We start from the raw sequence: 24,268 nt of genomic DNA on the forward strand, positions 1-24,268 counted from the left end.
ACGACTCAGGATCGGAGGCCGGGTAAGCGTCAGCGCCACCCGGCAATAAAAAACCCCTCATGCGAGGGGTTTTCGTTTACTGCTGCGGTACTGCCGGCGGCGCTGCCGGTTCAGCCGGTGCCGGCATGCCCAGCGTCGGCATACCAAACATACCGACAAACTCTTCCAGCGGCATTTTGTCGCCGTTGAGCGTCACCTGGCCATTAGCATATTGCAGGCTGGTGGAAATGGTGTTGTCTTCCACCTTCGTGATGCGGAACATCTGGCCCATCGCCGCCAGGCCTTTCACCTGCTGGTTTGCCAGTTTGCCTGCATCATCTTCACCATAACCTTCCAGCTTCGCAATCTGCGTCATGAACTCGGTCGCCATATCCATCGGGATAGTCAGCTTGCTGTCGAGCGACTTCACGCTGCGATCAACTTCCTGGGCAAGGGTCTGAGGTTCGCCGGTCGCAGCGGCCGGATCCTTCAGGAACAGCGACAGGTTGAAGTTGGTTTCGCCTTTGCCGTTTTTCCAGCTCAGTGGCGCAACGGTAATCACCGGCTCGCCCTTCAGCAGGATCGGCAGGTTATTAAACAGCACCGTCATCGCCTGCTGCTGGTACGCCTGCGGGTTCTGTTGCAGGGCGGCATCGGTCAGCAGAGCCTGGCTCTCTTTACTGTATTTCTGACTGAATTCATGCCACGCCTGGCCGTCAATGTTGCCGATTTTCAGAGACAGCTTACCGGTACCCAGATCCTGATTCTGTACTTTCAGGCTTTTCAGGCTGTAATCCAGCTGGGTGTTGATGCTTTTACCGTCTTTGGAGACGTCAGACTTACCGTCCAGATCCATGCCTTCCAGCACCGCCATCTCTTTGCCTTCGATCGCAATGGCGATCTTATCGAGGCTCAGTTTCTGGTCGCCGATACGCTCATCAAAATCGGTCATACGGCTATTGCCGCTGGCTTTAAGGTTGTTGAAGGTAAGCTGAACCTTCTGGTTATATTCATTGACTGAATTCACCAGGCCGCTGGCGGCATCGCCGGTCAGGGAGACATTCTTGCCGTCGCGATCGGCATCAAGCTGGAAATTACCGCCGCTGAAGGCGACTTTGTCAGTGCCTTGTTCGTAATTCAGGGCTTTCAGGTCGATGTCGGAATGCGTATCACCGGCATAGCTGATGCGGGTATTGATCTCAAACGGCGACTCATTTTTCGCCATATCGAAAATCGGCTTCGTCACCTCGTTATTCACCAGTACGGTTCTGGCGGATGCCATGGAGGGGATCAGGTTAAACTTTTTCAACTGCGCCAGCGGGAACGGACCGTGGCTGACCACTTCATCCAGCACCACGCTCTGGCCCGGTTTCAGCCAGGCGTTCTGATTACCCGCAACCGGCTTCACCACCACCTGCATATGGCTGGTAAACACGCCACGCTGGTAGTTCTGGTAGCTCAGCTCCAGACCTGCTTCAGGCGCGCTGCGCTTAATCTCGCTGTTTGCCTGCGTCATCATCTCTGCCAGACGGCTTTCCAGCTGTTTCCCGGTATACCAGGAAGCACCCGTCCAGATCACGCCTAAAGCAACAATCACTCCTACCGCTACGACCGATTTTTTCATTGCGATTATCCCTAAAATGAAACCAGGCGGTTAAAACCGCCTGGTGTTACAACGCCTGTTACTAGCTTAGCAAGAGTTGTTAAAAAATTCAGTAAGTCCCTAAAGCTTATTAAAAACACGCGCCAGGCGACCGGTACCGCTCACCCGGACAGGCGACTCGTTGGCCGCGACAAAGGCGGATTCACCCGGTTTAAGCACCAGACGCTCGCTATCTTTATGCAACGTCGCTTCGCCTTCTACACAGAACAGGATCGCTGCGCTCTCCTGTGCAATGGCGGTTTCGTCTGCGCTGAGGTCGTGCAGCGAGAAGGCAAAATCGTCAACCGGAATCGGGAAGTCCAGCTCTGCGCCGTTTTTCACCGGCTGCGTAAGCAGCTCCGCAGCAGGTTTCGCCACGAACTTCACGTTGGCAACCAGCTCAGGGATGTCGATGTATTTTGGCGTCAGGCCCGCGCGCAGTACGTTATCGGAGTTAGCCATCACCTCCAGCGCCACGCCGTTCAGGTAGGCGTGCGGGGTTTCAGCGAACAGGAACATCGCTTCGCCCGGGTTGAGCTTCACCACGTTCAGCAGCAGCGGAGAGAAGAGGCCGCTGTCGTCCGGATAAAACGCGGAAATTACGCGAATGGTGTCCCATGGCTCACCCTGCTGGCTGTTCAGCGCGGCTTTCAGCACCGCCAGCGCGTGGGATTTTTCCTCGCCCTGCATATTCAGCAGGCTGGCAAACAGCTCGCTCAAGGCTTCTGCGTTCGGGTTTTCCAGGAAATGGGCGATCGCGTTGTGAGCCCCGGCGACCGGTTGCAGCAGGGAGATGATCTCGGAAAACTCGCGGAAGGCATTCATCGCCAGGAAAGGGGTAAGGGCGAAAACCAGTTCCGGCTTGTGGTTAGGATCTTTGTAGTTACGCTCTGCGGCGTCTAACGGAATACCGGCGGCATTTTCTTTGGCAAAGCCCAGCTCAGAGGCTTTTTTGTTCGGGTGAACCTGAATGGAGAGCGGCTGGTCGGCGCACAATACCTTGAACAGAAACGGCAGCTCACCAAAACGATTCGCCACTTTATCGCCGAGCAGTGCGGCTTTGTCGGCGTCGATGACGTCACGCAGGCTGCGAACCTGGCCGCTGGCATCTTCAATTTTTGAGCTGCTCTTCGGATGCGCGCCCATCCACAGCTCTGCCATCGGCAGGTTGTCCGGGTTGGCGATACCGTAGAGATCCGTTAACGCAGTTTTACTTCCCCAGGCGTAGTTTTGCACTGAGTTGATGAGTTTTTGCATTATCAAGCCCTGATTCATAGGTGGAATTAACTCCGCGTATTAAAGCAATAAACCGAATGGAAGTAACCTGCGGATGTAAAAAGTCGTACTAGTCTCAGTTTTTGTTAAAAAATTGTGTAGGATAAGCTGACTCGCTTTTAAGCCGGGCAGCGGAACATCTGCCCTGAATAAACAGACCGAAGCAGTAAGTGAGAGAACAATGTCGAATAAACCCTTCCATTATCAGGATCCTTTCCCCCTCAGTCAGGATCAGACCGAGTATTACCTGTTAACCCGCGATTACGTTTCTGTCTCTGAGTTTGAAGGGCAGGAGATCCTCAAAGTTGACCCGCAGGCGCTGACGTTGCTGGCGCAGCAAGCCTTCCATGATGCTTCCTTTATGCTCCGTCCGGCGCATCAGCAGCAGGTTGCTGATATCCTGAGCGACCCGGAAGCCAGTGAGAACGATAAGTACGTTGCCCTGCAATTCCTGCGTAACTCTGATATCGCGGCGAAAGGCATTCTGCCGACCTGCCAGGACACCGGCACGGCGATTATCACCGGTAAAAAAGGCCAGCGCGTCTGGACCGGCGGCGGTGACGAAGCGGCGCTGGCGCGCGGCGTTTACAATACCTACACCGAAGACAACCTGCGCTATTCGCAAAACGCGGCGCTGGATATGTACAAAGAGGTGAACACCGGCACCAACCTGCCTGCGCAGATTGACCTCTACAGCGTCGACGGTGACGAGTACAAATTCCTCTGCATCGCCAAAGGCGGCGGTTCAGCCAACAAAACCTATCTTTACCAGGAAACCAAAGCGCTGCTTACCCCGGGCAAGCTGAAGAATTATCTGGTCGAGAAGATGCGCACCCTCGGCACCGCGGCCTGCCCGCCGTACCATATCGCGTTTGTGATTGGCGGTACGTCTGCCGAAAGCACCCTGAAAACCGTTAAGCTGGCCTCAACCAAATACTACGATGGCCTGCCAACGGAAGGTAACGAACATGGTCAGGCGTTCCGGGACGTGCAGCTTGAGCAGGAACTGCTGGCCGAAGCGCAGAATCTGGGCCTGGGCGCGCAGTTTGGCGGCAAATACTTCGCGCATGACATTCGCGTGATCCGCCTGCCGCGCCACGGTGCTTCCTGTCCGGTGGGCATGGGCGTCTCATGCTCGGCGGATCGCAACATCAAGGCGAAGATCAACCGCGACGGCATCTGGATCGAGAAGCTGGAGAACAACCCGGGCAAATATATTCCTGAAGAACTGCGTAAAGCGGGCGAGGGGGAAGCGGTTCGCGTGGACCTGAATCGTCCGATGAAAGAGATCCTCGCGCAGCTTTCGCAGTATCCGGTTTCAACGCGCCTTTCCCTGAACGGGACGATTATCGTGGGCCGCGACATCGCCCATGCGAAGCTGAAAGAGCGCCTGGACAACGGCGAAGGGCTGCCGCAGTACATTAAAGATCACCCGATCTACTACGCAGGCCCGGCAAAAACGCCTGATGGATATGCTTCCGGCTCGTTAGGCCCAACCACGGCGGGCCGTATGGACTCCTACGTCGACCAGTTGCAGGCCAACGGCGGCAGCATGATCATGCTGGCGAAAGGCAACCGCAGCCAGCAGGTGACGGACGCGTGCCACAAGCACGGCGGCTTCTACCTCGGCAGCATAGGCGGCCCGGCAGCGGTGCTGGCGCAGGGCAGTATCAAGAGCCTGGAGTGCGTGGAGTACCCGGAACTGGGTATGGAAGCGATCTGGAAAATTGAAGTGGAAGACTTCCCGGCGTTCATCCTCGTGGATGACAAAGGTAACGACTTCTTCAAACAGATCCAGTCTTCCCAGTGTTCGGCGTGTGTGAAGTAATTCTGTAAATTGCCGGGTGGCGCTGACGCTTACCCGGCCTGCATTCTCGTAGGTCGGGTAAGGCGCAGCCGCCACCCGACATCAAAAAGAGCGCACAAAGAGCCATAACGTTTCTCAGAAGTTATCAATACTTATCTCTTAAGCATGTGAGCAATCCCATCTTTGTTATCAAGGAGTAAGTAATGACAATGCATCGCCGCGAGAAAGACTCCATGGGCGCCATCGACGTCCCGGCCGACAAGCTATGGGGCGCACAAACCCAGCGTTCGCTGGAGCATTTCCGCATTTCGACAGAGAAAATGCCCGTCTCGCTAATCCAGGCGCTGGCGTTGACCAAACGCGCTGCCGCCAAAGTCAATCAGGATCTGGGCCTGCTGGATGCCGATAAAGCCACCGCCATCATCAATGCCGCCGACGAAGTGCTGGCGGGCAAACATCCCGACGAATTCCCCCTTGCCATCTGGCAGACCGGCTCAGGCACCCAGAGCAACATGAACATGAACGAGGTGCTGGCGAACCGCGCAAGCGAGCTGCTTGGCGGCGTGCGCGGCATGGAGCGCAAGGTCCACCCGAACGATGACGTGAACAAAAGCCAGAGTTCCAACGACGTGTTCCCGACGGCCATGCACGTGGCGGCCGTCATCGCAATCCGCGAGCAGCTTATCCCGCAGCTCAACGTGCTTAAATCTACGCTTAACGAGAAAGCGCAGGCCTTCCGCGACATCGTTAAAATTGGTCGTACGCACCTTCAGGACGCCACGCCGCTGACGCTTGGTCAGGAGATCTCCGGCTGGGTGGCAATGCTGGAGCACAATCTTAAGCATATCGACAACAGCCTGCCGCATCTGGCGGAGCTGGCGCTCGGCGGGACGGCGGTGGGCACTGGCTTAAACACCCATCCCGGGTACGCGGTGCGCGTGGCCGAAGAGCTGGCGAAGATCACCGGGCAGCCGTTTGTTACCGCTCCGAATAAATTCGAAGCGCTGGCGACCTGTGATGCGCTGGTGCATACCCATGGCGCGCTGAAAGGGCTGGCGGCCTCGCTGATGAAAATTGCCAACGACGTGCGCTGGCTGGCCTCCGGCCCGCGCTGCGGCATCGGCGAAATCAGCATTCCGGAAAACGAGCCGGGCAGCTCCATTATGCCGGGTAAAGTGAACCCGACCCAGTGCGAAGCCATGACCATGCTGTGCTGTCAGGTGATGGGTAATGACGTGGCGGTTAACATGGGCGGCGCGTCGGGTAACTTCGAGCTTAACGTCTATCGTCCGATGGTGATCCACAACGTACTGCAATCGATTCGTCTGCTGGCCGATGGCATGGAGAGCTTTAACGAGCACTGCGCGGTGGGCATTGAGCCTAATCGCGAGCGAATCAGCCAGCTGCTGAATGAGTCTCTGATGCTGGTAACGGCGCTGAACACCCATATTGGTTATGACAAAGCGGCCGAAATCGCTAAAAAAGCGCACAAAGAGGGGCTTACCCTGAAAGCCTCTGCGCTGGCGCTGGGCTACCTGACGGACGCCGAGTTTGATGCCTGGGTCCGCCCGGAAGCGATGGTGGGCAGCCTCAGATAATCACTGCGCCACATACAGGTGCAGCCGCGGAATAATCAGCTGTAGCGGCTGCGCCTGGGGTTTATAGCGATGCTGAACGTTTTCAGCATCGTAATTCAGCAGTTCCCCGATATCCGGCACCACCGCACCCTGATCGGCATCGTAGAGCGCAATCAGCGGCGTCGGGCAGGCGTATTGCACCTGCTTTTGTTGTCCGGCGTACCAGACGCGGGCGATAGGCTGTACCTTCACCGGACGCTTTATTTTAAGACGGGTATCAGCTGGCAGGGAGGCAATGCTGTGGTACTCCTGCTCCAGCCGTTCAATCCACTGTTCCCGCGACCACGGGGCGACCGTTCGCGGCGATTTCAGGCTTTTCTCCAGCTGAGCCAGGATCTCATCGCGCGTGAAATTTTTAATGATGTGCTTGTTGGCCCAGCCGAAGCGCAGCGTGGCGGGGTGGCGCAGTACCGTCAGCGTGCGGTAAGCATTCAGGGTGATCAGCCCCGGAAGCTGGCGATGCACCCATTCAAAACGGGCAGCCGGCGCCAGCCCGGACTCAACGGTTACAATCTTCTCAAACGCGGCTTTCAGCGTATTGATATGCGTAATCTGCGCCTCAATTCCTTCACGCGTTGCGGCATCCGTTTGCAGGCAGATGACGCCGGGCAGGCGAACGGCGGCCTTACTGCTGCGATTTTCGGACTGCTGCTGGATGAAAAGGCGACGAAAGTGCTGCAACGTCATTTCCAGCGCCGCCTTGCCAATATGCTGCGTCACCTCAATGGTGTTCAGCGGGTCGTGCTCCGCGCCTTTCGCCACCTCGGGCAGGGAAAAGACGCGGGCGGCCAGCAGGCGGCAGTCCTGAAGTTGCCCCGTGAGGGTCAGTAACGCCTGCTCTATTTCCCGAAATGTGGTGTTAAGCCTTTCGATGAGATCGTAAGTTGCCATGGCAGCCCTTAATTAGTTACAACATACTACTGATATAGCATAACACGCCGGGTCAGGCCAGCGTGCGGTTTAGGTCAGGCAGGTACGGGAAGGGGAAGATTGTGATAGATCGGCCAGCTAAAGACGAACCGGGCTCCACCCAGCTCGCTCGCTTCGCAGCGAACCGAACCGCCCATCGCCTGGGCAATAGAACGGACAATAGCCAGCCCCAGACCACAGCCGCCGGTAGCCCGGTCGCGGCTGGGATCGAGGCGCACAAACGGCTCAAAAACTTTTTCACGCTCCGCCGGCTCAATGCCGGGGCCATCGTCTTCCACACACAGAATCGCCTGGCTTCCCTGCAAATCTAAACCTATGCGCAGCGTCGTTTCGCTGTAGCGCATGGCGTTGTTCATCAGATTATCCAGCACGCGTTCCATCAGGCGCATGTCCAGTGCGCCGTACGCGCCGGGGGTAATGGCTGTCAGCAGTTTTCGCTGAGGGTTAACGCTCTGCACATCGTTAATATGCGTCTGTAGCCAGACGGGGAGATCCGGTGAACTGAGGTGCAACTCCGTCTGAGGCCGATCGAGGCGGGCATAGGTCAGCAGCTCTTCAATCAGCGCTTCAAGCTGGCCAATATCCCGATTGAGCGCCTGCGATTCCGCCCCGGTGAGGTTCTCGCTCATCTCCAGGCGATAACGCAGGCGTACCAGCGGAGTGCGCAGTTCATGCGCAATACCATCGATCAGCTGCTTCTTGCTGGCAATCAGGGCGTTGATGTTATCGGCCATCTGGTTGAAGGCAATACCGAGCCGGTCAAAACTGGAACCGCTGTCGAAATGTATGCGTTCAGTTAAATGACCCTCCCCAAAACGCTGTGCGGCGGATTCCAGTTTCAGCATGTCCTGCCAGTGCGGTCGCATCCAGATGAACACAGGTAAAGCGAGCGAAATGGCAATAAAGCCCAGCAGAGCGAGATCCAGCAGGCGCATCTGGTGCAGGTAATAGAGATAGGGCACTGGCCCGACGGCCAGAACATAATGGCTGCGCGGAATACGCTGAATGAAGGTATATTTCTCGTCCAGTGCGACGATGTCTCCGTCGCGCAGACGCTGCATCGCAGGCGGCGCTAAGTCAAAATCCTTCATGGGTTCGATACGCAAATCAAACGACAGATTCAGATCCAGCTCTTTTAACGTGCGCGCCCAGTCATGAGGAGGAATTTCTCGCAGCTCGCTACGCATCAGATAGAGCGAGCTTTTCATCAGATCGTCCAGGGATTGCCTGCCCGCGCGCTCTGCGGTGAATTTGTAGACCAGCCCGACCAGCATGGTCATCACCAGAAAGCAGACAAACAGCAGGAGATAAAACTGCACAAACAGCTTTTTCATTGGATAGCACCGCTAAATCAATCAATTAAGAACCCGGCTTTACTTCGTCAGCCCTGCGTGGGCATCCATATCACCACAGGAACGAAGAAGGTTGATGATACACTTTCTTCGGAAACAGAGGGAGCAAAGTGAGCAGCACGATTATGCGGAATAGTTAAATTTAAAGGGCAATGTCGTAAAAAAGCCTGCATTTTGCAGGCATTAATAATGATGGATTGTAATTTTTCTCATTCTGAGTGAAATAAATGCTGTGTTGTTAACCGGACTAGTGACAGAAAATATTATAAATATTGTTTGGCAGCATCAGATATTTCCTGAGAGGTAAGTTCCCTGTCTGAAGCAACATAGATAGAATTATGATCTCCCGTCAACGACGGAAAGCTTGCAGTCATGATCTGAAGATTAATTTCTTCACCATCCGGATATGTCTGGCGTACAGACGTTATGCCCTTAAGCACGATAATGACTTTGCTGGGGTTGGCATTAAAAAAAATGATCACCTTTTTCATATATCACTCTATATCTCTTTGTGATTGTGTAAGGTAAGTATGTTCCAGAAGCGTGGCTCCTTTCCATTTTTTGCTCTCTTTGGGAAATAAAAGCAAGCAATATCCTGCCTTAACGTGTATGGTGGCAATCCTTTTCATTCAGGAGCAGCCTATGTCGGGACGTAAAAACTCGCAACTTCGTCGCAATTATTTAGTCAAATGTTCATGTCCAAACTGCGCTAAAGAGTCAGAGCACAGTTTCACTCGCATACAAAAGGGGGCCCAGCTTGTCTGTCCCTACTGTAGCGCTTTGTTTAAATCCTCTCAGCGTCTCTGAAGAAATACTCATACAAGAAGTGGAAGAGACGATGTTTTTCGCGGCCGCCTGACCTCAATAACACTTTACTGATTTACAAGCAGTTAGCATCGGATTGTAGACTGCTTGTGCAGTCCACGAGCCAGAAGCAACATCATCGTCAACGCGGCTGTGTGCTGATATTATTTATCGCAAAGCGTTACATTCGCAGCAGCAGGGCCTTTATCGCCGCTTACGATGATAAATTCGACTTTCTGACCTTCAAAAAGTGTTTTGAAGTTCTCTCCCTGAAGGGCAGAGAAATGCACGAAAACATCTTTGCTGCCATCTACAGGGGAGATAAAACCAAAGCCTTTATCTTCCTTAAACCACTTAACCAGACCTAAAATTTTTGATGACATAAAGACTCCATTTGAACATTTCCGAAGTGATATAAAAGCTAATAAACATATAATGCTAAGGTGTGGACTCAAAAGGAGGGGATATCAGCGATAGCGCCTGGTTATGAGAATTGTCATGCAACTTGTCCAACTATTATTGGATCGGACTAACGAGACCATTAATGCACGGGCAGGGTTAATTAGCAATTTTTATTTTAGCCTTCCGGATGGCTTGCTTAAAATTGCACAATAAAAATTAATTTGGTACAAGAAGCCAGAGTTGCCAGGCGTGACTACAGCCCAAATGTCCCCACAGGAGCATTTGGGCTGTAGTCACGGAGATTTATCCGGACAAAGGCGGTGCAGCAGAAATATTAATTATCTTGATCTCAATATTTCCGATTTTCGCTAATGTCTGGATTTACCTGTGCTGACAATCAGTGGGTTGGTGGCAAACCCATGCGGGCATTTCCGCGCGTTGCAATGCACCGCGTAAGTGCATATCTCCTCGTGCTGGTTTCGATTGTATGGGCAGGCCATCTTGTTTTTAATTTCACTCCACAACATTTCGTTGTAAGGTGATATGTTGTATATCGATATAGGCTTGAAAACACCATTTATGAAGACGCCATTTTTTGTCGGATATATCCTGTCACCGGGGTACAAATAGACATCGCTTTCATACCAAATGATGAGTTTCAAGAACTTGAGTCCCAAGATGCTTGAATAAACGATTCCCGTGTTAGGACAAATTACCGAGCTAATGACTCTCCATGACATTGCTATACCTCTTTCATTAAATAATTGAGAGAGTATAAGGTTTAGCATGAGAATTAGATTTCTGCAAACGCGTAAGCTATTGAAAAAGATCGATATTATTTATATGTTCGCCATTATCCCCTTTGTTTTCATAAGGATAAGATAATGATTAAGTCAATTGTAAAGATCATTTTTAGCCTAATGTGCATTTAAGTGACGGATTTTTGATCGATGATGGTGCCTGCTCTGCTGAATATATATTGTACTATAGCAATCAAATACATTAGCGCTACTTTTGTTTACGCGAAAAATGCACATCGAAATAGAACTGGAGAGAGGAATCAGACCAAGGGATATGTCATAACTGACGATGCATATAATCGATAACTTTCGACGAATATCGATAACAATTCCGATGCATCGTCAGTTATTTTTCGAATATTCCTGTTTGCTCCTTTTTCAGGTTTCCCAGGCGTGCGGTGCAAACAGATAGCCCTTGTTGCGTACGGTTTTGATGCGGTAAGGTTCCGTGGCGTTATCCAACAGTTTTTTACGCAGTCGTGAAATCGCCACATCAACGCTACGATCCATTCCGTCGTAACTTACGCCGCGCAGATTTTTCAGTAATGCATCCCGGTCCATAATTTGTCCGGCATGGGTTGCCAGCTCCCACAGCAGGTCAAAATCTGCGGTTGAGAGCGCAATCAGCTCCCCGGAAAGCATAACCTGTCGGTTGACCGGGTCGATAGAAAGTGTGCCGAAACGCATCGCTTTATGCGGCGTTAAGGAGGGCGCAGGCGCTTCACGCTCAGCGCTGGCACGCTGACGCAGATGGAGGCGTAAACGGGCTAGCAGAACCGCCGGCGGCGTGGTTTTCAGGATGTAGTCGTTTGCGCCCATCTCAAGCGACAGAATATGATTCATATCGCTGTCGAGAGAGGTCAGCAGCACGATCGGGCCGTCCCATTTCGCGCGCAGATCCCGGCAGAGCGTCATACCATCTTTCCCGGGCAGCATGATGTCCAGCAACACCAGATCCGGATTTTCGCGGTTGACGACGTCTTCAGCGCGATCGCCACGAGCCTCGACAACCACTTCCATATCATGTTTACCCAGATAAGCGGCGATTAATTGCCCCACCTCGGGTTCATCTTCAACATAAACAATCTTATTCATACAACGTCTGTCATCGCGAAAAACGTCAACATACACCGCGCAACCTTAACCTTCCATTAATCTTTCAAAATTAGCCGGAGTTCCGTTATCCTGCACGGGAATGTTATTTGATTGTTAAGGGAAAAGAATGGGGCTGGTGATAAAAGCCGCGCTGGGTGCGCTGGTCGTGCTGCTGATTGGGGTGCTGGCTAAAACGAAGAACTACTACATTGCCGGGCTGATCCCGCTGTTTCCCACCTTTGCGTTAATCGCGCACTATATTGTGGCCTCTGAGCGGGGTATTGAGGCGCTGCGCGCCACCATTGTGTTCGGGATGTGGTCGATCATCCCGTATTTTATTTACCTGCTGTCGCTGTGGTACTTCACCGGTTTTCTGCGTCTGCCCATGGCGCTGGGCGGGGCGGTGGTCTGCTGGAGCCTCAGCGCCTGGGTGCTCATCTTCTTCTGGAGCCGCTTTCACTAGCGCAGGGGGCGGCCACCGTCCACGGCAAACGTTCGGCCCGTGACGTAACAGCTGGTCAGCAGATAATCGATCAGGTCGATCACCTCTTTCTCGCCGGGCGCAATTTTCATTAGCGACTTGTTGAGCGCCTGCTGACGATACTCGGCATCATCGCCTTCGTTAAATAAAATCATCGCCGGAGCAATCGCGTTGACCTTTACCTCGGGCGCCAGCTTGCGTGCGAAAGAGCGGGTCATATTATCCAGCGCGGCTTTGCTGGCCGCATAGGCGATGTGTTTGTCGCTTCCTCGCTCCACCACGTAATCGGTGAAATGGATAATGTCTCCTGCGGCATGGCCGTGTCCGCGCAGTAAATCCTGTAGGGCATGGTTGAGCAGATAAGGCGCATTAACGTGGATCTGCATCATGCAGGCGAGCGTTTCGCTGAGTGAATGTCCTGCTTTTTCGGGAAGCCAGGTACTGGCGTTGTGAATAACCGCCCGCAGTCCGTGGGTGGTCGACTTCACTTTGTCCGCGAAGGCGAGAATACCTTCATCTGTGGAGAAATCCGCCTGAATGCAGACTGCTCCGGCATTTCGTAGCCCTTCAATGGAGGGATATTCCGTGCGGTAACTGACGATAACCGGATGGCGAAGATTGAGAAAGTGATGGGCGAGGGCGAGGCCAATGCGACGGCCTGCGCCAGTGATCAATATTGGGCGTTGCTGCGTGTGTCCCATCGTAATCTCCTTTTCAGTTCAACAATGGGACAGGCGGCGCTATCCCATTAACATCCACGTTGCCGGTACGGCAGCGACTAACAGCAAACCTATCAATGCCATTTCGCGGCGCTTAAGGGCATTATCAAGCTGATGTGTACGGCGAGCGTAGATAAACACCAGCAGTCCCGGCGCGTAGAGCACCACGGACAGCAGCAGATGCATCGGTCCGGAAGCATACAACAACCATAGACCGTAAATACAGGCGCCGACGCCTACCGCATAGTGTGCCGGGCGGGTCGCAATTTTTAACAGATATGCGCCCACTAAGAAATAGGGTACCAGAATCATCTCGGAGGCGATGGTCAGCAGCGTGTTATAGTCCGATCCTGTGAGCCAGATCAGCACCAGACAGACCTGCACGCTGATGTTGGTGAGCCACAGAGAGGCCGATGGCGCACTGTTTTTGTTCTGACGGGCAAACAGGCGCGGGAACGCTTTGTGCGTGGCGGCCAGGAACGGGACTTCCGCTGCCATAATGGTCCAGCTCAGATAGGCGCCGCAAACGGAAACAATCAGACCCGCCGCGATAATCACGTCCCCCCAGGGACCCAACATTTTCACCATCAGCCCGGCCATGGACGGGTTACGCATTTCCGCAAGTTCAGGGCGAGCTACCACGCCGAGCGACAGCAGCGTCACCAGCAGATAAACGCCCAGCGCCGCCAGTACGGCCAGCAGCGTGGCGCGTCCCACATCGCGCTTGTTACGCGCGCGGGCAGAGACCACGACGGCACCTTCAACGCCGATGAACACCCACAGGGTGATCAGCATGGTATTTTTCACCTGTTCCCAAACGGGTACGCCCAGCGCAATGCCGCTGAAATCGAGCGTAAAGACATCGAGACGGAAGGCGAGGAAGGCCAGCACGACGAACAGGCCAAGCGGCACCAGCTTGGCCAGCGTCGCCACCAGGTTAATGCTGGCCGCGGTCTGAACGCCACGCAAAATCAGCCAGTGAACTATCCACAGCAGCACCGAGGCGCCGACGATGGACTGCCAGGTATTGCCGTCGCCAAACAGGCGCAGTTCGGGCGTGTCGGTAAAGAAGCTGAGCGCCGAGAAGACGATAACCAGATAGGAGACGTTGGCGATCACCGCGCACAGCCAGTAACCCCAGGCGGAGCAGAAGCCGATCAGCTCGCCGAAACCTTCCCGGGCGTAAGTGAATATTCCGCCGTCCAGATCCGGTCGGATACGGGTCAGCAGCAGCATGGCGAACGCCAGCAGCAAAATCCCGACACCGGTAATGCCCCAGCCAATCAGTAATGCGGCCGGGCTGGCGACGGCCGCCATGTTCTGCGGCAAACTGAATACGCCCGCGCCCAGCATTGAGCTCAATACAAGTGCAGTTAAAGCACTCAGGCCAAGTTTCTTTTCCATTGGCTTCCTGTTATGAAAAGTCCAAATCCAGAATAATTATTTCGCTAAGGCGCATAAAAATGGTGGATCACGCTAAGGCGCGGGATTTTACGGAGTGTGAAGGATGCATGCAATGACGTGTGGCAGAAATCAGAAAAAAAGTAACAAAAAAGGCGGCACTGCGCCGCCTTTATGAAACCGTTTTGTTACTTGTACAGATCGGCGCTGATGGTCAGGTTGTTACCACGTTCCTGCCACTGGCGGGTGATGTGGTAATACTTCGCGCCTTTCTTCGCAGCACGCTTCGCCACCTGATAGGAGATTTCCGTCATGTTGCCATAGTTGCCCGTAAACTTGATGCTGTCGAACGGAACCATCTGCGCGGCAGTGGCTTTGTTCAGCTCTTCAATTTTCGTGCCGTCTGGTAACGTAACGGTATAACGACCGCCTTTGGTGGATTGGGTTTCAAAGAAACGACCCACTTCAGCGCTTGGTGCCGCCGAGGTTGCAACGCCCGGAATTTCCACTTTCTTCGCTTCTTCACCGCCTTTCGCTAACGCGGCACGTCCCGCATCTGAATCCGCTGGAATGGCATCCGGGCTTTGTACTACGCGTTTTTTCGCATCTTGCTTATAGATGAAGGCGGTGATGCGCTGGTTTCCGCCTTGGTTGGCATCAACCTGACGCACGATATAGAACGCGTAAGCGCCTTTTTCTCTCGCGGCTTTGGTGATGGCATCGTTAACTTCAGGCTGGCTGCGGTAGAAGCCCTGAACGGTCACGGTGTCATACGGTTCCAGCTGAACAGCCTGATCTTTCGGCAGTTCAACAATGCCGTTAATCACGCGGTTTTTCTGTTCATCTGCTTTTGGGGCGTTCTCTTTGTACAGCGCAATCGTCACGCGCTGGTTGCCGCTGTTGCCCTGATCGGACTGGTCAACAACGTAAAACGAGGCAGCGCCGTTTTTATCGGCGGCTTTTGATGCGGCGGTGACGGCATCGCCAATAGAGTTATAGCGACCCACAATGACCGTATGGTCAAAAGGTTTTAACGCTGCCGCTTGCTCCGGCGTCAACTCTGTCGCGGCATTCGCAGACAGGGCGGTCGCGGAAAGAAGTGCGGACGCCAGGAGTGTGTTCTTAAGCTTCATAAAAATAATCCTTCGCCTTGCGCAAACCATGTACTGGTGTTGTTGTTAATTTGAGACGGTCCCGATTATGGCATTTAACACCCGTCGCTGTCTGCGGCATTTTTCACAGCCTGTGCTCACCAAAGGACCTGATTCGATAACATTTTGTGATATGTGGAAAAAACAGGCGCTTCACAAGCAAAACTGATTAAGCATATGACTTTTACAAGTTAATTTAATGTTAATAAGTTGTTCTTTTATGGCGCTATATCATGTTTTTACCGCTTCGCTTGCGCGATTTATCGGTCCTGAAGGCGAATTTAAGGTAAATATCTCTGTCAGTGACCCCGATCGCTTATTTTTCACAGATAAAGTAAGAAATAGTGTTTTCTGGCGGTAGATCACGGGCGCTATTTTCAGTAGGTTATAGAAAGTTTGTTACTGTTTTATTTTCCGGGGTTAATCATTCTCCGTCGTTATCTCGATGGTGAAAATTGATACAAACCGTGGGCAATTATCGACAAACCATCATCAAAAACCGATGGAAGGGAAAACTATGCGTATTGGGGTACCAAAAGAACGGTTAGCCAATGAAACCCGCGTAGCGGCAACACCAAAAACGGTGGAGCAACTGCTTAAACTGGGTTTTACCGTCGCGATTGAAAGCGGCGCGGGCAAACTGGCGAGTTTCGATGACGAGGCCTTTACTCAGGCTGGCGCGGACGTAGTGGACGGTGCTGAGGTCTGGCAATCACCCATCATTCTGAAGGTCAACGCACCGGAAGAGAGTGAAATTGAACTGCTGAACGCGGGCACTACGCTTGTGAGCTTTGTCTGGCCAGCCCAAAACCCGGAGCTGATGGAGAAGCTGGCAGCACGTGGTGTCACCGTGATGGCGATGGACTCCGTGCCGCGTATTTCGCGCGCGCAGTCTCTGGATGCGCTGAGCTCCATGGCGAACATTGCCGGCTATCGCGCCATTGTCGAAGCTGCACATGAGTTTGGTCGCTTCTTTACCGGTCAGATTACGGCGGCAGGTAAAGTACCACCCGCGAAGGTGATGGTGATTGGTGCCGGTGTGGCAGGTCTTGCCGCTATCGGGGCCGCAAACAGCCTGGGCGCTATTGTTCGCGCGTTTGATACCCGGCCGGAAGTGAAGGAGCAGGTGCAGAGTATGGGCGCCGAATTCCTTGAGCTGGACTTCAAGGAAGAAGCGGGCAGCGGTGATGGTTACGCGAAGGTCATGTCTGAAGCCTTTATTAAGGCGGAAATGGCGCTCTTTGCGGCGCAGGCAAAAGAGGTGGACATCATTGTCACCACCGCGCTTATTCCGGGTAAACCGGCGCCGAAGCTGATCACCCGTGAGATGGTGGATTCCATGCAGCCGGGCAGCGTTATTGTCGATCTGGCGGCGCAAAACGGCGGTAACTGTGAGTATACCGTGCCAAACCAGGTCACGACGACCGCGAACGGCGTGAAGGTGATCGGTTATACCGACCTGCCAGGGCGTCTGCCAACCCAGTCCTCTCAGCTGTACGGCACGAACCTCGTTAACCTGCTGAAGCTGCTCTGCAAAGAGAAAGACGGCAACATTACCGTTGATTTTGATGATGTGGTGGTGCGTGGCGTTACCGTGGTGCGTGAAGGGGAAATCACCTGGCCTGCACCGCCGATTCAGGTTTCCGCTCAACCTCAGGCTGCGCCGAAAGCGGCGCCAGAGCCCGCGGAGCCAGCAAAACCTGCCTCGCCGTGGCGCAAATACGCCATCATGGCGCTGGTTATTATCCTGTTTGGCTGGCTGGCGGATGTCGCGCCAAAAGAGTTCCTTGGCCACTTCACCGTCTTCGCGCTCTCCTGCGTGGTGGGTTACTACGTCGTGTGGAACGTTTCTCATGCGCTGCATACCCCGCTGATGTCGGTCACCAATGCCATCTCCGGGATTATCGTGGTCGGGGCATTGCTGCAAATTGGTCATGGCGGCTGGATCAGCTTCCTGAGCTTCATTGCGGTGCTGATCGCCAGTATCAATATTTTCGGTGGTTTCACCGTGACTCAGCGCATGCTGAAAATGTTTCGTAAAGGCTAAGGGGTAGCATATGTCTGGAGGATTAGTTACAGCCGCATACATTGTTGCTGCAATCCTGTTTATTTTCAGTCTGGCGGGGCTTTCCAAACACGAAACGTCTCAGCAGGGAAATAACTTTGGTATCGCCGGGATGGCGATTGCGCTGATTGCCACCATCTTTGGGCCGGACACCGGCAACGTGGCGTGGATCCTGGTGGCGATGATCATCGGCGGCGCGATTGGTATTCGTCTGGCGAAACGCGTTGAAATGACCGAGATGCCGGAGCTGGTTGCCATTCTGCACAGCTTCGTGGGTCTGGCGGCGGTGCTGGTGGGCTTCAACAGCTACCTGTACCACGAACCGGGCCTGGAGCCGATTCTGGTGAACATCCACCTGACCGAAGTGTTCCTCGGCATCTTCATCGGTGCGGTGACCTTCACCGGGTCGATTGTGGCGTTCGGCAAGCTGCGCGGGAAGATCTCTTCCAAACCGCTGATGCTGCCTAACCGCCACAAGCTGAACCTGGCGGCGCTGGTCGTTTCCTTTGTGCTGCTGGTGGTCTTCGTGCGTACCGAAAGCGTAGGCTTGCAGGTGCTGGCGTTACTGGTGATGACCATCATCGCGCTGGCCTTCGGCTGGCATCTGGTGGCGTCTATCGGCGGAGCAGATATGCCGGTGGTGGTTTCCATGCTGAACTCCTACTCCGGTTGGGCGGCGGCGGCGGCAGGCTTTATGCTGAGCAACGACCTGCTGATTGTCACCGGTGCGCTGGTCGGTTCTTCCGGTGCGATCCTGTCTTACATCATGTGTAAGGCGATGAACCGTTCGTTTATCAGCGTCATCGCGGGTGGCTTCGGTTCTGACGGCTCATCAACCGGTTCTGATGAGGAAGTGGGTGAACACCGTGAAATCAGCGCGGAAGACACCGCAGAGATGCTGAAAAACTCGCATTCCGTCATCATCACCCCAGGCTATGGCATGGCGGTGGCGCAGGCGCAGTACCCGGTGGCGGAAATCACCGAGAAACTCCGCGCGCGCGGCATCAAGGTCCGCTTTGGTATTCACCCGGTGGCGGGGCGTCTGCCAGGCCACATGAACGTGCTGCTGGCGGAAGCGAAGGTGCCTTACGACATTGTGCTGGAAATGGACGAGATCAACGATGATTTCGCCGACACCGACACCGTGCTGGTGATTGGCGCCAACGACACCGTTAACCCGGCAGCGCAGGACGACCCGCGTAGTCCGATTGCGGGTATGCCTGTTCTCGAAGTGTGGAAGGCGCAGAACGTCATTGTCTTCAAACGCTCTATGAACACCGGCTATGCTGGCGTCCAGAACCCGCTGTTCTTTAAAGATAACACCCACATGCTGTTTGGCGACGCCAAGGCCAGCGTGGATGCGATCCTGAAAGCGCTGTAATTGCGCTTCATCCTGACAAACCGCCCCCTGGGGCGGTTTTCTTATTTCTGCGGCCAGCTTTTCTCCTCTGTCTATACTTTACCCTTTGTGTAATACGAGGAGGTGTAATGCGATTTTTGTCCCGCTTCGACATCATCGAGCTGATGATGACGCCATCTTTCTGGATCGGCGTCGCCACGGTGGTTTTTGTGACTCTGCTGGTGTACTGGCTGCTGACGCGTCTGATTGCCTTCGTTAAGAAAGGGATCACTACCTGGGGCGACAAGCACCCCACCACCAACCGGATGCGTTTTATCCTGACGGATATGCTTAACCGCACCAGCCGCGTCCTGCTTTTTGTCGTGGCGCTGTTATTCAGCCTGCGTTTCGTCGACTTACCGGATCATCTCTTTGGTACCGTGAGCCACGCCTGGTTCCTGGTCTTCGCTATCCAGGTGGCGCTGTGGATGGATCAGGGGGTGGTGTCGTGGCTTCGTCACGTCATGCTGGCGCCGGGAAGCCATAAAAACCCGGTGACGCTGGTGATCACGGGGCTTATCCTCCGTGCCATAGTCTGGTCAGTGATGCTGCTGTCTATTCTTGCTAACGCGGGCGTCAACATCACTGCTCTGGTTGCCAGCCTTGGGGTAGGGGGTATTGCAATCGCCCTCGCGGTGCAAACGATCCTGAGCGACGTGTTTGCATCGCTTTCCATCGGTTTTGATAAGCCGTTCGAAATTGGCGATTTTGTGGTGTTTAACGATGTCGCCGGGACGGTAGAGCACATTGGCCTGAAAACCACCCGTATCCGCAGCCTGAGCGGGGAGCAGATTGTCTGCGGGAACGCCATTCTGCTGCAACAGACGCTGCATAACTACAAACGGATGCAAACGCGCCGGATCGTCTTTACCTTCGGGGTTGCCAGCGACACGGCGCCGGACAAACTGCGTTCAGTGGGTGATATGGTCAAACAGATCATTACCGACGTCGGGGAAACGAAGTTTGACCGCGCCCATTTCCTGGGCTTCGATCGCGATCGCCTGACCTTCGAGGTGGTCCATATCGTTAATACGGCGGACTACAACAAGTACATGGATATTCAGCAGGAGATCAATATCCGTATTCTGGAGGGGCTGAACCAGCAGGAGATCAAGCTGGCGCTGCCGAGCATGGTTCTGCACGCGCCCTGGATGAATGCCGGCGACGAGGCACCGACGCAGCGGTTGAGCGAAGCGTAATAAAAAAGCCCGCCGTTACCGGCGGGCTTTCATTTTGGGGTCAATCGTCTTCCTCATCGTCCAGTTCAACCGGCGTTTGATACTGATCCGGTTTGATGACCAGAAGGTCACAGCGCAGGTGGTCAATCACCTGCTCGGCGGTATTTCCCAGGAACGCGGCAGAGATACCGGTCCGGCCAATGGTGCCCAGCACCACAATCCCGGCCTGCAAATGCTCCGCCAGATCCGGAATAACCTCTTCCGGTAACCCTTTTTCTACGTGCGTCATATTCTCATCGATACTGAATTTCTGGCGCAGCGCTTTCATGGCCAGCAGATGCTGACCGCGAATCGCGTCGTTATACACGCTCGGGTCAAATTCAGGCAACTCGATGGCGATATTGATTGGCGTAACCGGATAGGCGCCCACCAGATGGACTTCGGTGTGGTTAACCTGGTCGGCAAGCTGGATGGTTTCCTTCACCAGCTTCTCGTTCAGCGAATTGTGATAATCCTCTTCGCTGGCCAGATTCACCGCCACGACGGCTTTCCCGCCCTCAGGCCATGGCTGATCTTTCACCATCCATACCGGGCAAGGGCATTTGCGCAGCAGGTGCCAGTCGGTTGGAGTGAAAATCACGGATTCCAGTTTGTCATGCTGGTGCGCCATTTTCAGCAGCAGGTCATGCCCACCGGCCACCACTTCCTGAATAATGGCTTCGAAAGGTCGGTTGTGCCAGACCACTTTGATATCAATCGGTACGCCCGCTTCCAGGTAATATTTCGCCTGCTCGCGGATCCACGCGGTACGCTGGCTGATCACTCCCTGACGCATAGCGGTGCGCTCGTCAGGCGACAGAAGGGTGGTCATCTCGTATGAGAAGTCATAAATCGGCAAAAAGGCTTTAATTTTGCCACCAATCCGTTGATGTAAATACACAGCACGTCGTAATGCCGGCTGATCGTCCTGGTTAGGATCGATAGCCACCAGCATGTTTTGATACTTTGCCATACAGGTCTCCTTACTACTGTCACCACAGTCTGTAAGTAAAAGAGTAACCTATATATCTTGAATGAAACAGGGGGGAAGTTTTTGCCAGATCAATAATCATGAAAATTTATCGACCTGGCATAAGATATCCGGGAGAGTTATGCCACGTTACGTGAGTGACCCGCCAGAATGGCCAGCGCTTCACCGTTTTCGATGGTGATGTACTTACCTTTAACCGCCAGCATTCCGCTCTTCTGGAAGCGACCCAGCAGACGGCTGATGGTTTCCACGGTCAGGCCCAGATAGTTGCCAATATCACCGCGCGTCATGGTCAGACGGAATTCACGCGGGGAGAAGCCACGCTCCGCGAAACGGCGGGAGAGGTTATAGATAAAGGCGGCCAGACGCTCTTCGGCATTCTTTTTGGAAAGCAGCAGGATCATATCCTGATCGCCTTTAATCTCACCGCTCATCAGACGCATCATCTGCTGACGCAGGTTCGGCATCTTACCGGACAGATCGTCCAGCGTCTCAAACGGAATTTCGCAGACCATAGAGGTTTCCAGCGCCTGAGCAAAGCTCGGGTGATGGCCACTGCCGATGGCGTCAAAGCCGACTAAATCGCCTGCCAGATGGAAGCCGGTGATCTGCTCGTCGCCCTGTTCGGTAATGGTGTAGCTTTTGATAGTGCCAGAACGGATAGCATAGAGCGATTTCAGTTCGTCTCCCGCCTTAAACAGCGTCTGCCCTTTCTGAATAGGCTTTTTGCGCTCGATGATATTGTCAAGCTGATCGAGTTCGTGCTCATTCAGAGTAAACGGGATACAGAGCTGGCTGATGCTGCAATCCTGGCAATGGATAGCACAACCGCCAGACTGAATGCGTCGTATAATTCGCTTTTCCGGGATCATAGGTTTGCTCAAGCCTTAATTGATATTGGTCAATTTTAACATCTTTTTGGTAAGGACGTAAGTCTGGCAAACCCCCAATAAAGACAAGAGACGGCAGCGTGTTGCCATCTCCTTGAAATTCCACAGAATGATTAAGGATTATGAACCTAACAGGAAGAAAATTAAGCACAAAAAGCCTGGGAATTACAGCAGAAAATACCCTTCGTGACGCAGCAGCCACTCTTTGCGCTGTACGCCCCCGGCATAGCCGGTGAGGGTGCCGTTGCGCCCGATCACGCGATGGCAAGGCACCACAATGCTGACGGGGTTAGAGCCATTTGCCGCACCGACCGCGCGCGCCGCGCCGGCACGGCCAAGCTGTTCTGCCAACTGACCGTAGTGCATCACCTGCCCGCAGGGAATATTACGCAGCGCCTGCCACACCTCGCGCTGGAAAGGGGTGCCCGCCGTGGCGGTTGGCAGGGTATTAATAATGCTGAGATCGCCCTCGAAGTAGGCCGTCAGTTTATCGCTCAGCCCGCCAGGATTACGGGCAGTAATACGCTCGTAACCCTCGGCGCGATAATGGATGTTGAGCAGCTCAACCATCCGGTCGCTGTGCTCTTCCCATTCAACCGCGCGCAGATTGAACGCTTCATCCGCGATAACCCACAGCGGCCCCAGCGGCGTCGCAATATTATCTTCGAGTAATCTCAGCATCAGTACTCCTTAGTTCAGCCTCGGGTAAACACCCGGTCCAATCGGCAGGCCGACAAGATACCACGCCACCAGCATCACCAGCCATACCCCTAAGAAGATAAGCGGATAGGGCAGAACCAGCGAATAGTAGGTACCCAGCTTAGCCTCCGGTCTGTAGCGTTGCAGGAAGCCTAAAAACAGCGGAACGAAGGGTGACACGGGCGCCAGCGGGATCACCGAGGAATCGGCGACACGGAAAAGGATCTGGGCGAACGCAGGATGGAAGCCGAGCATCATAAACATGGGGACAAAGATGGGCGCCAGAATCGACCAGATGGCCGACCCGCTGGCAATAAACATGCACAGCAGGGACGACAGCAGCGCCAGGCCGACAAATGCCGGAACACCGCTCAACCCCGCCGCCTCCAGCGCGTCCGTCAGGCTCACGGCCATAAACTTGCCCATATTGCTCCAGTTAAACATGGCGACAAACTGCGCCAGCGGGAACACCATCACGATAAAACCCGCCATCTCCTTCATCGGCTCGATCATCAGGTGCGGCAGATCTCCCTGACGGCGGATTTTGCCGGTGGCGATGCCGAACGCGAGCGAAACGACGAAGAAGAAGAGAATTATCAGCGGCACAATGCCCTGAATAAACGGCGAGGGCAGTACGGTGTGTTTGATCGGATCGCGCAGCACGCCATTTTCCGGCACCACCATCAGCGCCACCACCGCAATGAACGCCAGCGAGACGATCCCGGCTACGCGCAGGCCGAACTGCTGCTCTTTGCTCAGCGTCTCCAGCTTTTCATCGCTCCGGCCTTCCCATTTACCCAGGCGCGGCTCAATGATCTTATCGGTAATCAGCCCCCCGACAATCGTCAGGACAATCACCGAACTGGCCATAAAGTACCAGTTGTCGATCACGCTGACGTGCATAGTCGCATCGATGGTGCTGGCTGCCTCCGTACTGATGCCGGAGAGCAGCACATCGGTGGTCACGATAAGCAGGTTAGCGGTAAACCCACAGCCGACGCCCGCAATCGCCGACAGCAGGCCCGCAACAGGATGACGGCCAACGGCGAGGAAAATCAGCGCCCCCATCGGCGGCATGATCACCAGCGCCGCGTCGGACGAGATATGGCTGAAGAAGGCAATAAACAGCACCATATAGCTGGCATAACGCGCGCTGACGTGCGAGGCCATTTTCACCATCAGCGCGGGCAGCAGACCCACGCGTTCGGCCAGTCCCGCGCCTAACACCAGCGCCAGGATGGCGCCCAGCGGCGCAAAACCGCTGAAGTTTTTAATCACGTTCGGCAAAAACCAGTGCAACCCTTCAACGCTGAGCAGGTTTTTCACTGCTACCATACTGCCGTCGGCCGGGCTGCGCACGCTCACCTCAAAGGCGGACAGCACGGCCGTCGCGACCATCAGGATGACAATTAAATAGATAAAAAGCAGGAAAGGGTGCGGCACTTTATTGCCGATCCTTTCAACCCAGCCATAGAGCTTACCGGATGGGGAATGCGAAGGTATGGAAGACATACTCATGGGCGTTCCTCGGG

At 54.2% G+C, this 24,268-nt stretch carries 22 protein-coding genes; 7 read left to right on the top strand and 15 right to left on the bottom strand.

The window, feature by feature from the left end; all coding sequences use genetic code 11:
* Positions 1 to 76: 76 nt before the first annotated feature.
* Together ACQG0T_RS10180 and manA are read right to left on the bottom strand one after the other, a co-directional pair.
* A complete protein-coding gene (locus ACQG0T_RS10180; protein ID WP_023296462.1) occupies positions 77 to 1,603 on the bottom strand; it encodes a YdgA family protein in 1,527 nt (508 codons plus the stop codon).
* Positions 1,604 to 1,702: 99 nt separating this feature from the next.
* Complete coding sequence (manA, locus tag ACQG0T_RS10185; protein WP_003857564.1) at positions 1,703 to 2,878, bottom strand: mannose-6-phosphate isomerase; 1,176 nt, start codon at positions 2,876 to 2,878, stop codon at positions 1,703 to 1,705.
* Between the two features lie 199 nt (positions 2,879 to 3,077).
* On the opposite strand from manA, the gene fumA reads away from it, so the two are divergent.
* Both fumA and fumC read left to right on the top strand, forming a co-directional pair.
* Entirely contained in the window at positions 3,078 to 4,724 is a 1,647-nt protein-coding gene (gene fumA / locus ACQG0T_RS10190) for a class I fumarate hydratase FumA (protein ID WP_015570656.1), read from the top strand.
* 182 nt (positions 4,725 to 4,906) lie between these two features.
* On the top strand, positions 4,907 to 6,301 hold the full coding sequence (gene fumC / locus ACQG0T_RS10195; RefSeq protein ID WP_049012587.1) for a class II fumarate hydratase: 1,395 nt from the start codon (positions 4,907 to 4,909) through the stop codon (positions 6,299 to 6,301).
* Here fumC and tus read toward each other — a convergent pair whose 3' ends face one another.
* From tus to ACQG0T_RS10210, 3 genes are all read right to left on the bottom strand, one after another.
* Positions 6,302 to 7,231, bottom strand: a complete 930-nt coding sequence (gene tus / locus ACQG0T_RS10200; RefSeq protein WP_023296464.1) for a DNA replication terminus site-binding protein — start codon at positions 7,229 to 7,231, stop codon at positions 6,302 to 6,304.
* Between the two features lie 74 nt (positions 7,232 to 7,305).
* Positions 7,306 to 8,604 (bottom strand): two-component system sensor histidine kinase RstB, encoded by a 1,299-nt coding sequence (rstB, locus tag ACQG0T_RS10205; RefSeq protein ID WP_023296465.1) that lies wholly within the window; start codon positions 8,602 to 8,604, stop codon positions 7,306 to 7,308.
* A 281-nt stretch (positions 8,605 to 8,885) separates the two neighbouring features.
* Entirely contained in the window at positions 8,886 to 9,113 is a 228-nt protein-coding gene (locus ACQG0T_RS10210; protein WP_017384578.1) for a hypothetical protein, read from the bottom strand.
* Positions 9,114 to 9,264: 151 nt separating this feature from the next.
* Here ACQG0T_RS10210 and ACQG0T_RS10215 point away from each other — a divergent pair, with 151 nt between their 5' ends.
* Positions 9,265 to 9,429, top strand: coding sequence for a YnfU family zinc-binding protein (locus ACQG0T_RS10215; protein WP_213083756.1), 165 nt, complete (start codon positions 9,265 to 9,267; stop codon positions 9,427 to 9,429).
* Between the two features lie 161 nt (positions 9,430 to 9,590).
* Here the strand turns inward: ACQG0T_RS10215 and ACQG0T_RS10220 are convergent, their stop codons facing one another.
* The 3 genes from ACQG0T_RS10220 to rstA form a co-directional block, all read right to left on the bottom strand.
* A complete protein-coding gene (locus ACQG0T_RS10220) occupies positions 9,591 to 9,809 on the bottom strand; it encodes a cold shock domain-containing protein (RefSeq protein WP_017384577.1) in 219 nt (72 codons plus the stop codon).
* A 387-nt stretch (positions 9,810 to 10,196) separates the two neighbouring features.
* Complete coding sequence (gene iraM / locus ACQG0T_RS10225) at positions 10,197 to 10,616, bottom strand: anti-adapter protein IraM (RefSeq protein WP_015570651.1); 420 nt, start codon at positions 10,614 to 10,616, stop codon at positions 10,197 to 10,199.
* Positions 10,617 to 11,006: 390 nt separating this feature from the next.
* Entirely contained in the window at positions 11,007 to 11,723 is a 717-nt protein-coding gene (gene rstA, locus ACQG0T_RS10230; RefSeq protein WP_040117577.1) for a two-component system response regulator RstA, read from the bottom strand.
* A gap of 127 nt (positions 11,724 to 11,850) precedes the next feature.
* Between rstA and ACQG0T_RS10235 the strand changes: the two genes are divergently transcribed.
* Positions 11,851 to 12,186 carry a GlpM family protein gene (locus ACQG0T_RS10235; protein ID WP_015570648.1) on the top strand — a complete coding sequence of 112 codons (336 nt, stop codon included), beginning with the start codon at positions 11,851 to 11,853 and terminating at the stop codon, positions 12,184 to 12,186.
* On the opposite strand, the gene folM is transcribed toward ACQG0T_RS10235, so the two are convergent.
* From folM to ydgH, 3 genes are all read right to left on the bottom strand, one after another.
* A complete protein-coding gene (gene folM / locus ACQG0T_RS10240) occupies positions 12,183 to 12,905 on the bottom strand; it encodes a dihydromonapterin reductase (RefSeq protein WP_003857550.1) in 723 nt (240 codons plus the stop codon). The two genes, ACQG0T_RS10235 and folM, sit on opposite strands and share 4 nt — an antisense overlap.
* A gap of 39 nt (positions 12,906 to 12,944) precedes the next feature.
* Positions 12,945 to 14,327, bottom strand: coding sequence for an amino acid permease (locus tag ACQG0T_RS10245; protein WP_003857548.1), 1,383 nt, complete (start codon positions 14,325 to 14,327; stop codon positions 12,945 to 12,947).
* A 185-nt stretch (positions 14,328 to 14,512) separates the two neighbouring features.
* Complete coding sequence (ydgH, locus tag ACQG0T_RS10250) at positions 14,513 to 15,457, bottom strand: DUF1471 family protein YdgH (protein WP_032648155.1); 945 nt, start codon at positions 15,455 to 15,457, stop codon at positions 14,513 to 14,515.
* 535 nt (positions 15,458 to 15,992) lie between these two features.
* Here ydgH and pntA point away from each other — a divergent pair.
* The 3 genes from pntA (at position 15,993) to ACQG0T_RS10265 (ending at position 20,138) form a co-directional block, all read left to right on the top strand.
* On the top strand, positions 15,993 to 17,522 hold the full coding sequence (gene pntA / locus ACQG0T_RS10255; protein WP_017384575.1) for a Re/Si-specific NAD(P)(+) transhydrogenase subunit alpha: 1,530 nt from the start codon (positions 15,993 to 15,995) through the stop codon (positions 17,520 to 17,522).
* 10 nt (positions 17,523 to 17,532) lie between these two features.
* Entirely contained in the window at positions 17,533 to 18,921 is a 1,389-nt protein-coding gene (gene pntB / locus ACQG0T_RS10260; protein ID WP_003857541.1) for a Re/Si-specific NAD(P)(+) transhydrogenase subunit beta, read from the top strand.
* Positions 18,922 to 19,028: 107 nt separating this feature from the next.
* The gene (locus ACQG0T_RS10265; RefSeq protein WP_032619779.1) at positions 19,029 to 20,138 is read left to right on the top strand and encodes a mechanosensitive ion channel family protein; all 1,110 of its coding nucleotides are present in this window, start codon (positions 19,029 to 19,031) and stop codon (positions 20,136 to 20,138) included.
* Between the two features lie 40 nt (positions 20,139 to 20,178).
* Here ACQG0T_RS10265 and uspE read toward each other — a convergent pair whose 3' ends face one another.
* From uspE to abgT, 4 genes are all read right to left on the bottom strand, one after another.
* On the bottom strand, positions 20,179 to 21,129 hold the full coding sequence (gene uspE, locus ACQG0T_RS10270; RefSeq protein WP_006808916.1) for a universal stress protein UspE: 951 nt from the start codon (positions 21,127 to 21,129) through the stop codon (positions 20,179 to 20,181).
* Positions 21,130 to 21,266: 137 nt separating this feature from the next.
* A complete protein-coding gene (gene fnr / locus ACQG0T_RS10275; protein WP_000611906.1) occupies positions 21,267 to 22,019 on the bottom strand; it encodes a fumarate/nitrate reduction transcriptional regulator Fnr in 753 nt (250 codons plus the stop codon).
* Positions 22,020 to 22,202: 183 nt separating this feature from the next.
* On the bottom strand, positions 22,203 to 22,718 hold the full coding sequence (ogt, locus tag ACQG0T_RS10280; protein ID WP_045334113.1) for a methylated-DNA--[protein]-cysteine S-methyltransferase: 516 nt from the start codon (positions 22,716 to 22,718) through the stop codon (positions 22,203 to 22,205).
* Positions 22,719 to 22,727: 9 nt separating this feature from the next.
* Positions 22,728 to 24,254 (bottom strand): p-aminobenzoyl-glutamate transporter, encoded by a 1,527-nt coding sequence (gene abgT, locus ACQG0T_RS10285; protein WP_032104209.1) that lies wholly within the window; start codon positions 24,252 to 24,254, stop codon positions 22,728 to 22,730.
* Positions 24,255 to 24,268 lie beyond the last annotated feature (14 nt).

The sequence above is a fragment of the Enterobacter cloacae complex sp. 302F9 genome (assembly GCF_050030335.1).
Taxonomy (GTDB): Bacteria; Pseudomonadota; Gammaproteobacteria; order Enterobacterales; family Enterobacteriaceae; genus Enterobacter; species Enterobacter hormaechei_C.

Bases quoted from the DNA above. Each gene is read 5' to 3' on its own strand.
- ACQG0T_RS10220 (WP_017384577.1), bottom strand. From the start codon at position 9,809: ATGTCATCAAAAATTTTAGGTCTGGTTAAGTGGTTTAAGGAAGATAAA.
- ydgH (WP_032648155.1), bottom strand. From the start codon at position 15,457: ATGAAGCTTAAGAACACACTCCTGGCGTCCGCACTTCTTTCCGCGACC.
- folM (WP_003857550.1), bottom strand. From the start codon at position 12,905: ATGGGACACACGCAGCAACGCCCAATATTGATCACTGGCGCAGGCCGT.
- fumA (WP_015570656.1), top strand. From the start codon at position 3,078: ATGTCGAATAAACCCTTCCATTATCAGGATCCTTTCCCCCTCAGTCAG.
- pntA (WP_017384575.1), top strand. From the start codon at position 15,993: ATGCGTATTGGGGTACCAAAAGAACGGTTAGCCAATGAAACCCGCGTA.
- manA (WP_003857564.1), bottom strand. From the start codon at position 2,878: ATGCAAAAACTCATCAACTCAGTGCAAAACTACGCCTGGGGAAGTAAA.
- tus (WP_023296464.1), bottom strand. From the start codon at position 7,231: ATGGCAACTTACGATCTCATCGAAAGGCTTAACACCACATTTCGGGAA.
- ACQG0T_RS10235 (WP_015570648.1), top strand. From the start codon at position 11,851: ATGGGGCTGGTGATAAAAGCCGCGCTGGGTGCGCTGGTCGTGCTGCTG.
- ACQG0T_RS10180 (WP_023296462.1), bottom strand. From the start codon at position 1,603: ATGAAAAAATCGGTCGTAGCGGTAGGAGTGATTGTTGCTTTAGGCGTG.
- fnr (WP_000611906.1), bottom strand. From the start codon at position 22,019: ATGATCCCGGAAAAGCGAATTATACGACGCATTCAGTCTGGCGGTTGT.
- ACQG0T_RS10265 (WP_032619779.1), top strand. From the start codon at position 19,029: ATGCGATTTTTGTCCCGCTTCGACATCATCGAGCTGATGATGACGCCA.
- ACQG0T_RS10210 (WP_017384578.1), bottom strand. From the start codon at position 9,113: ATGAAAAAGGTGATCATTTTTTTTAATGCCAACCCCAGCAAAGTCATT.
- uspE (WP_006808916.1), bottom strand. From the start codon at position 21,129: ATGGCAAAGTATCAAAACATGCTGGTGGCTATCGATCCTAACCAGGAC.
- fumC (WP_049012587.1), top strand. From the start codon at position 4,907: ATGACAATGCATCGCCGCGAGAAAGACTCCATGGGCGCCATCGACGTC.
- pntB (WP_003857541.1), top strand. From the start codon at position 17,533: ATGTCTGGAGGATTAGTTACAGCCGCATACATTGTTGCTGCAATCCTG.
- rstB (WP_023296465.1), bottom strand. From the start codon at position 8,604: ATGAAAAAGCTGTTTGTGCAGTTTTATCTCCTGCTGTTTGTCTGCTTT.
- abgT (WP_032104209.1), bottom strand. From the start codon at position 24,254: ATGAGTATGTCTTCCATACCTTCGCATTCCCCATCCGGTAAGCTCTAT.
- rstA (WP_040117577.1), bottom strand. From the start codon at position 11,723: ATGAATAAGATTGTTTATGTTGAAGATGAACCCGAGGTGGGGCAATTA.
- ogt (WP_045334113.1), bottom strand. From the start codon at position 22,718: ATGCTGAGATTACTCGAAGATAATATTGCGACGCCGCTGGGGCCGCTG.
- ACQG0T_RS10245 (WP_003857548.1), bottom strand. From the start codon at position 14,327: ATGGAAAAGAAACTTGGCCTGAGTGCTTTAACTGCACTTGTATTGAGC.
- ACQG0T_RS10215 (WP_213083756.1), top strand. From the start codon at position 9,265: ATGTCGGGACGTAAAAACTCGCAACTTCGTCGCAATTATTTAGTCAAA.
- iraM (WP_015570651.1), bottom strand. From the start codon at position 10,616: ATGCTAAACCTTATACTCTCTCAATTATTTAATGAAAGAGGTATAGCA.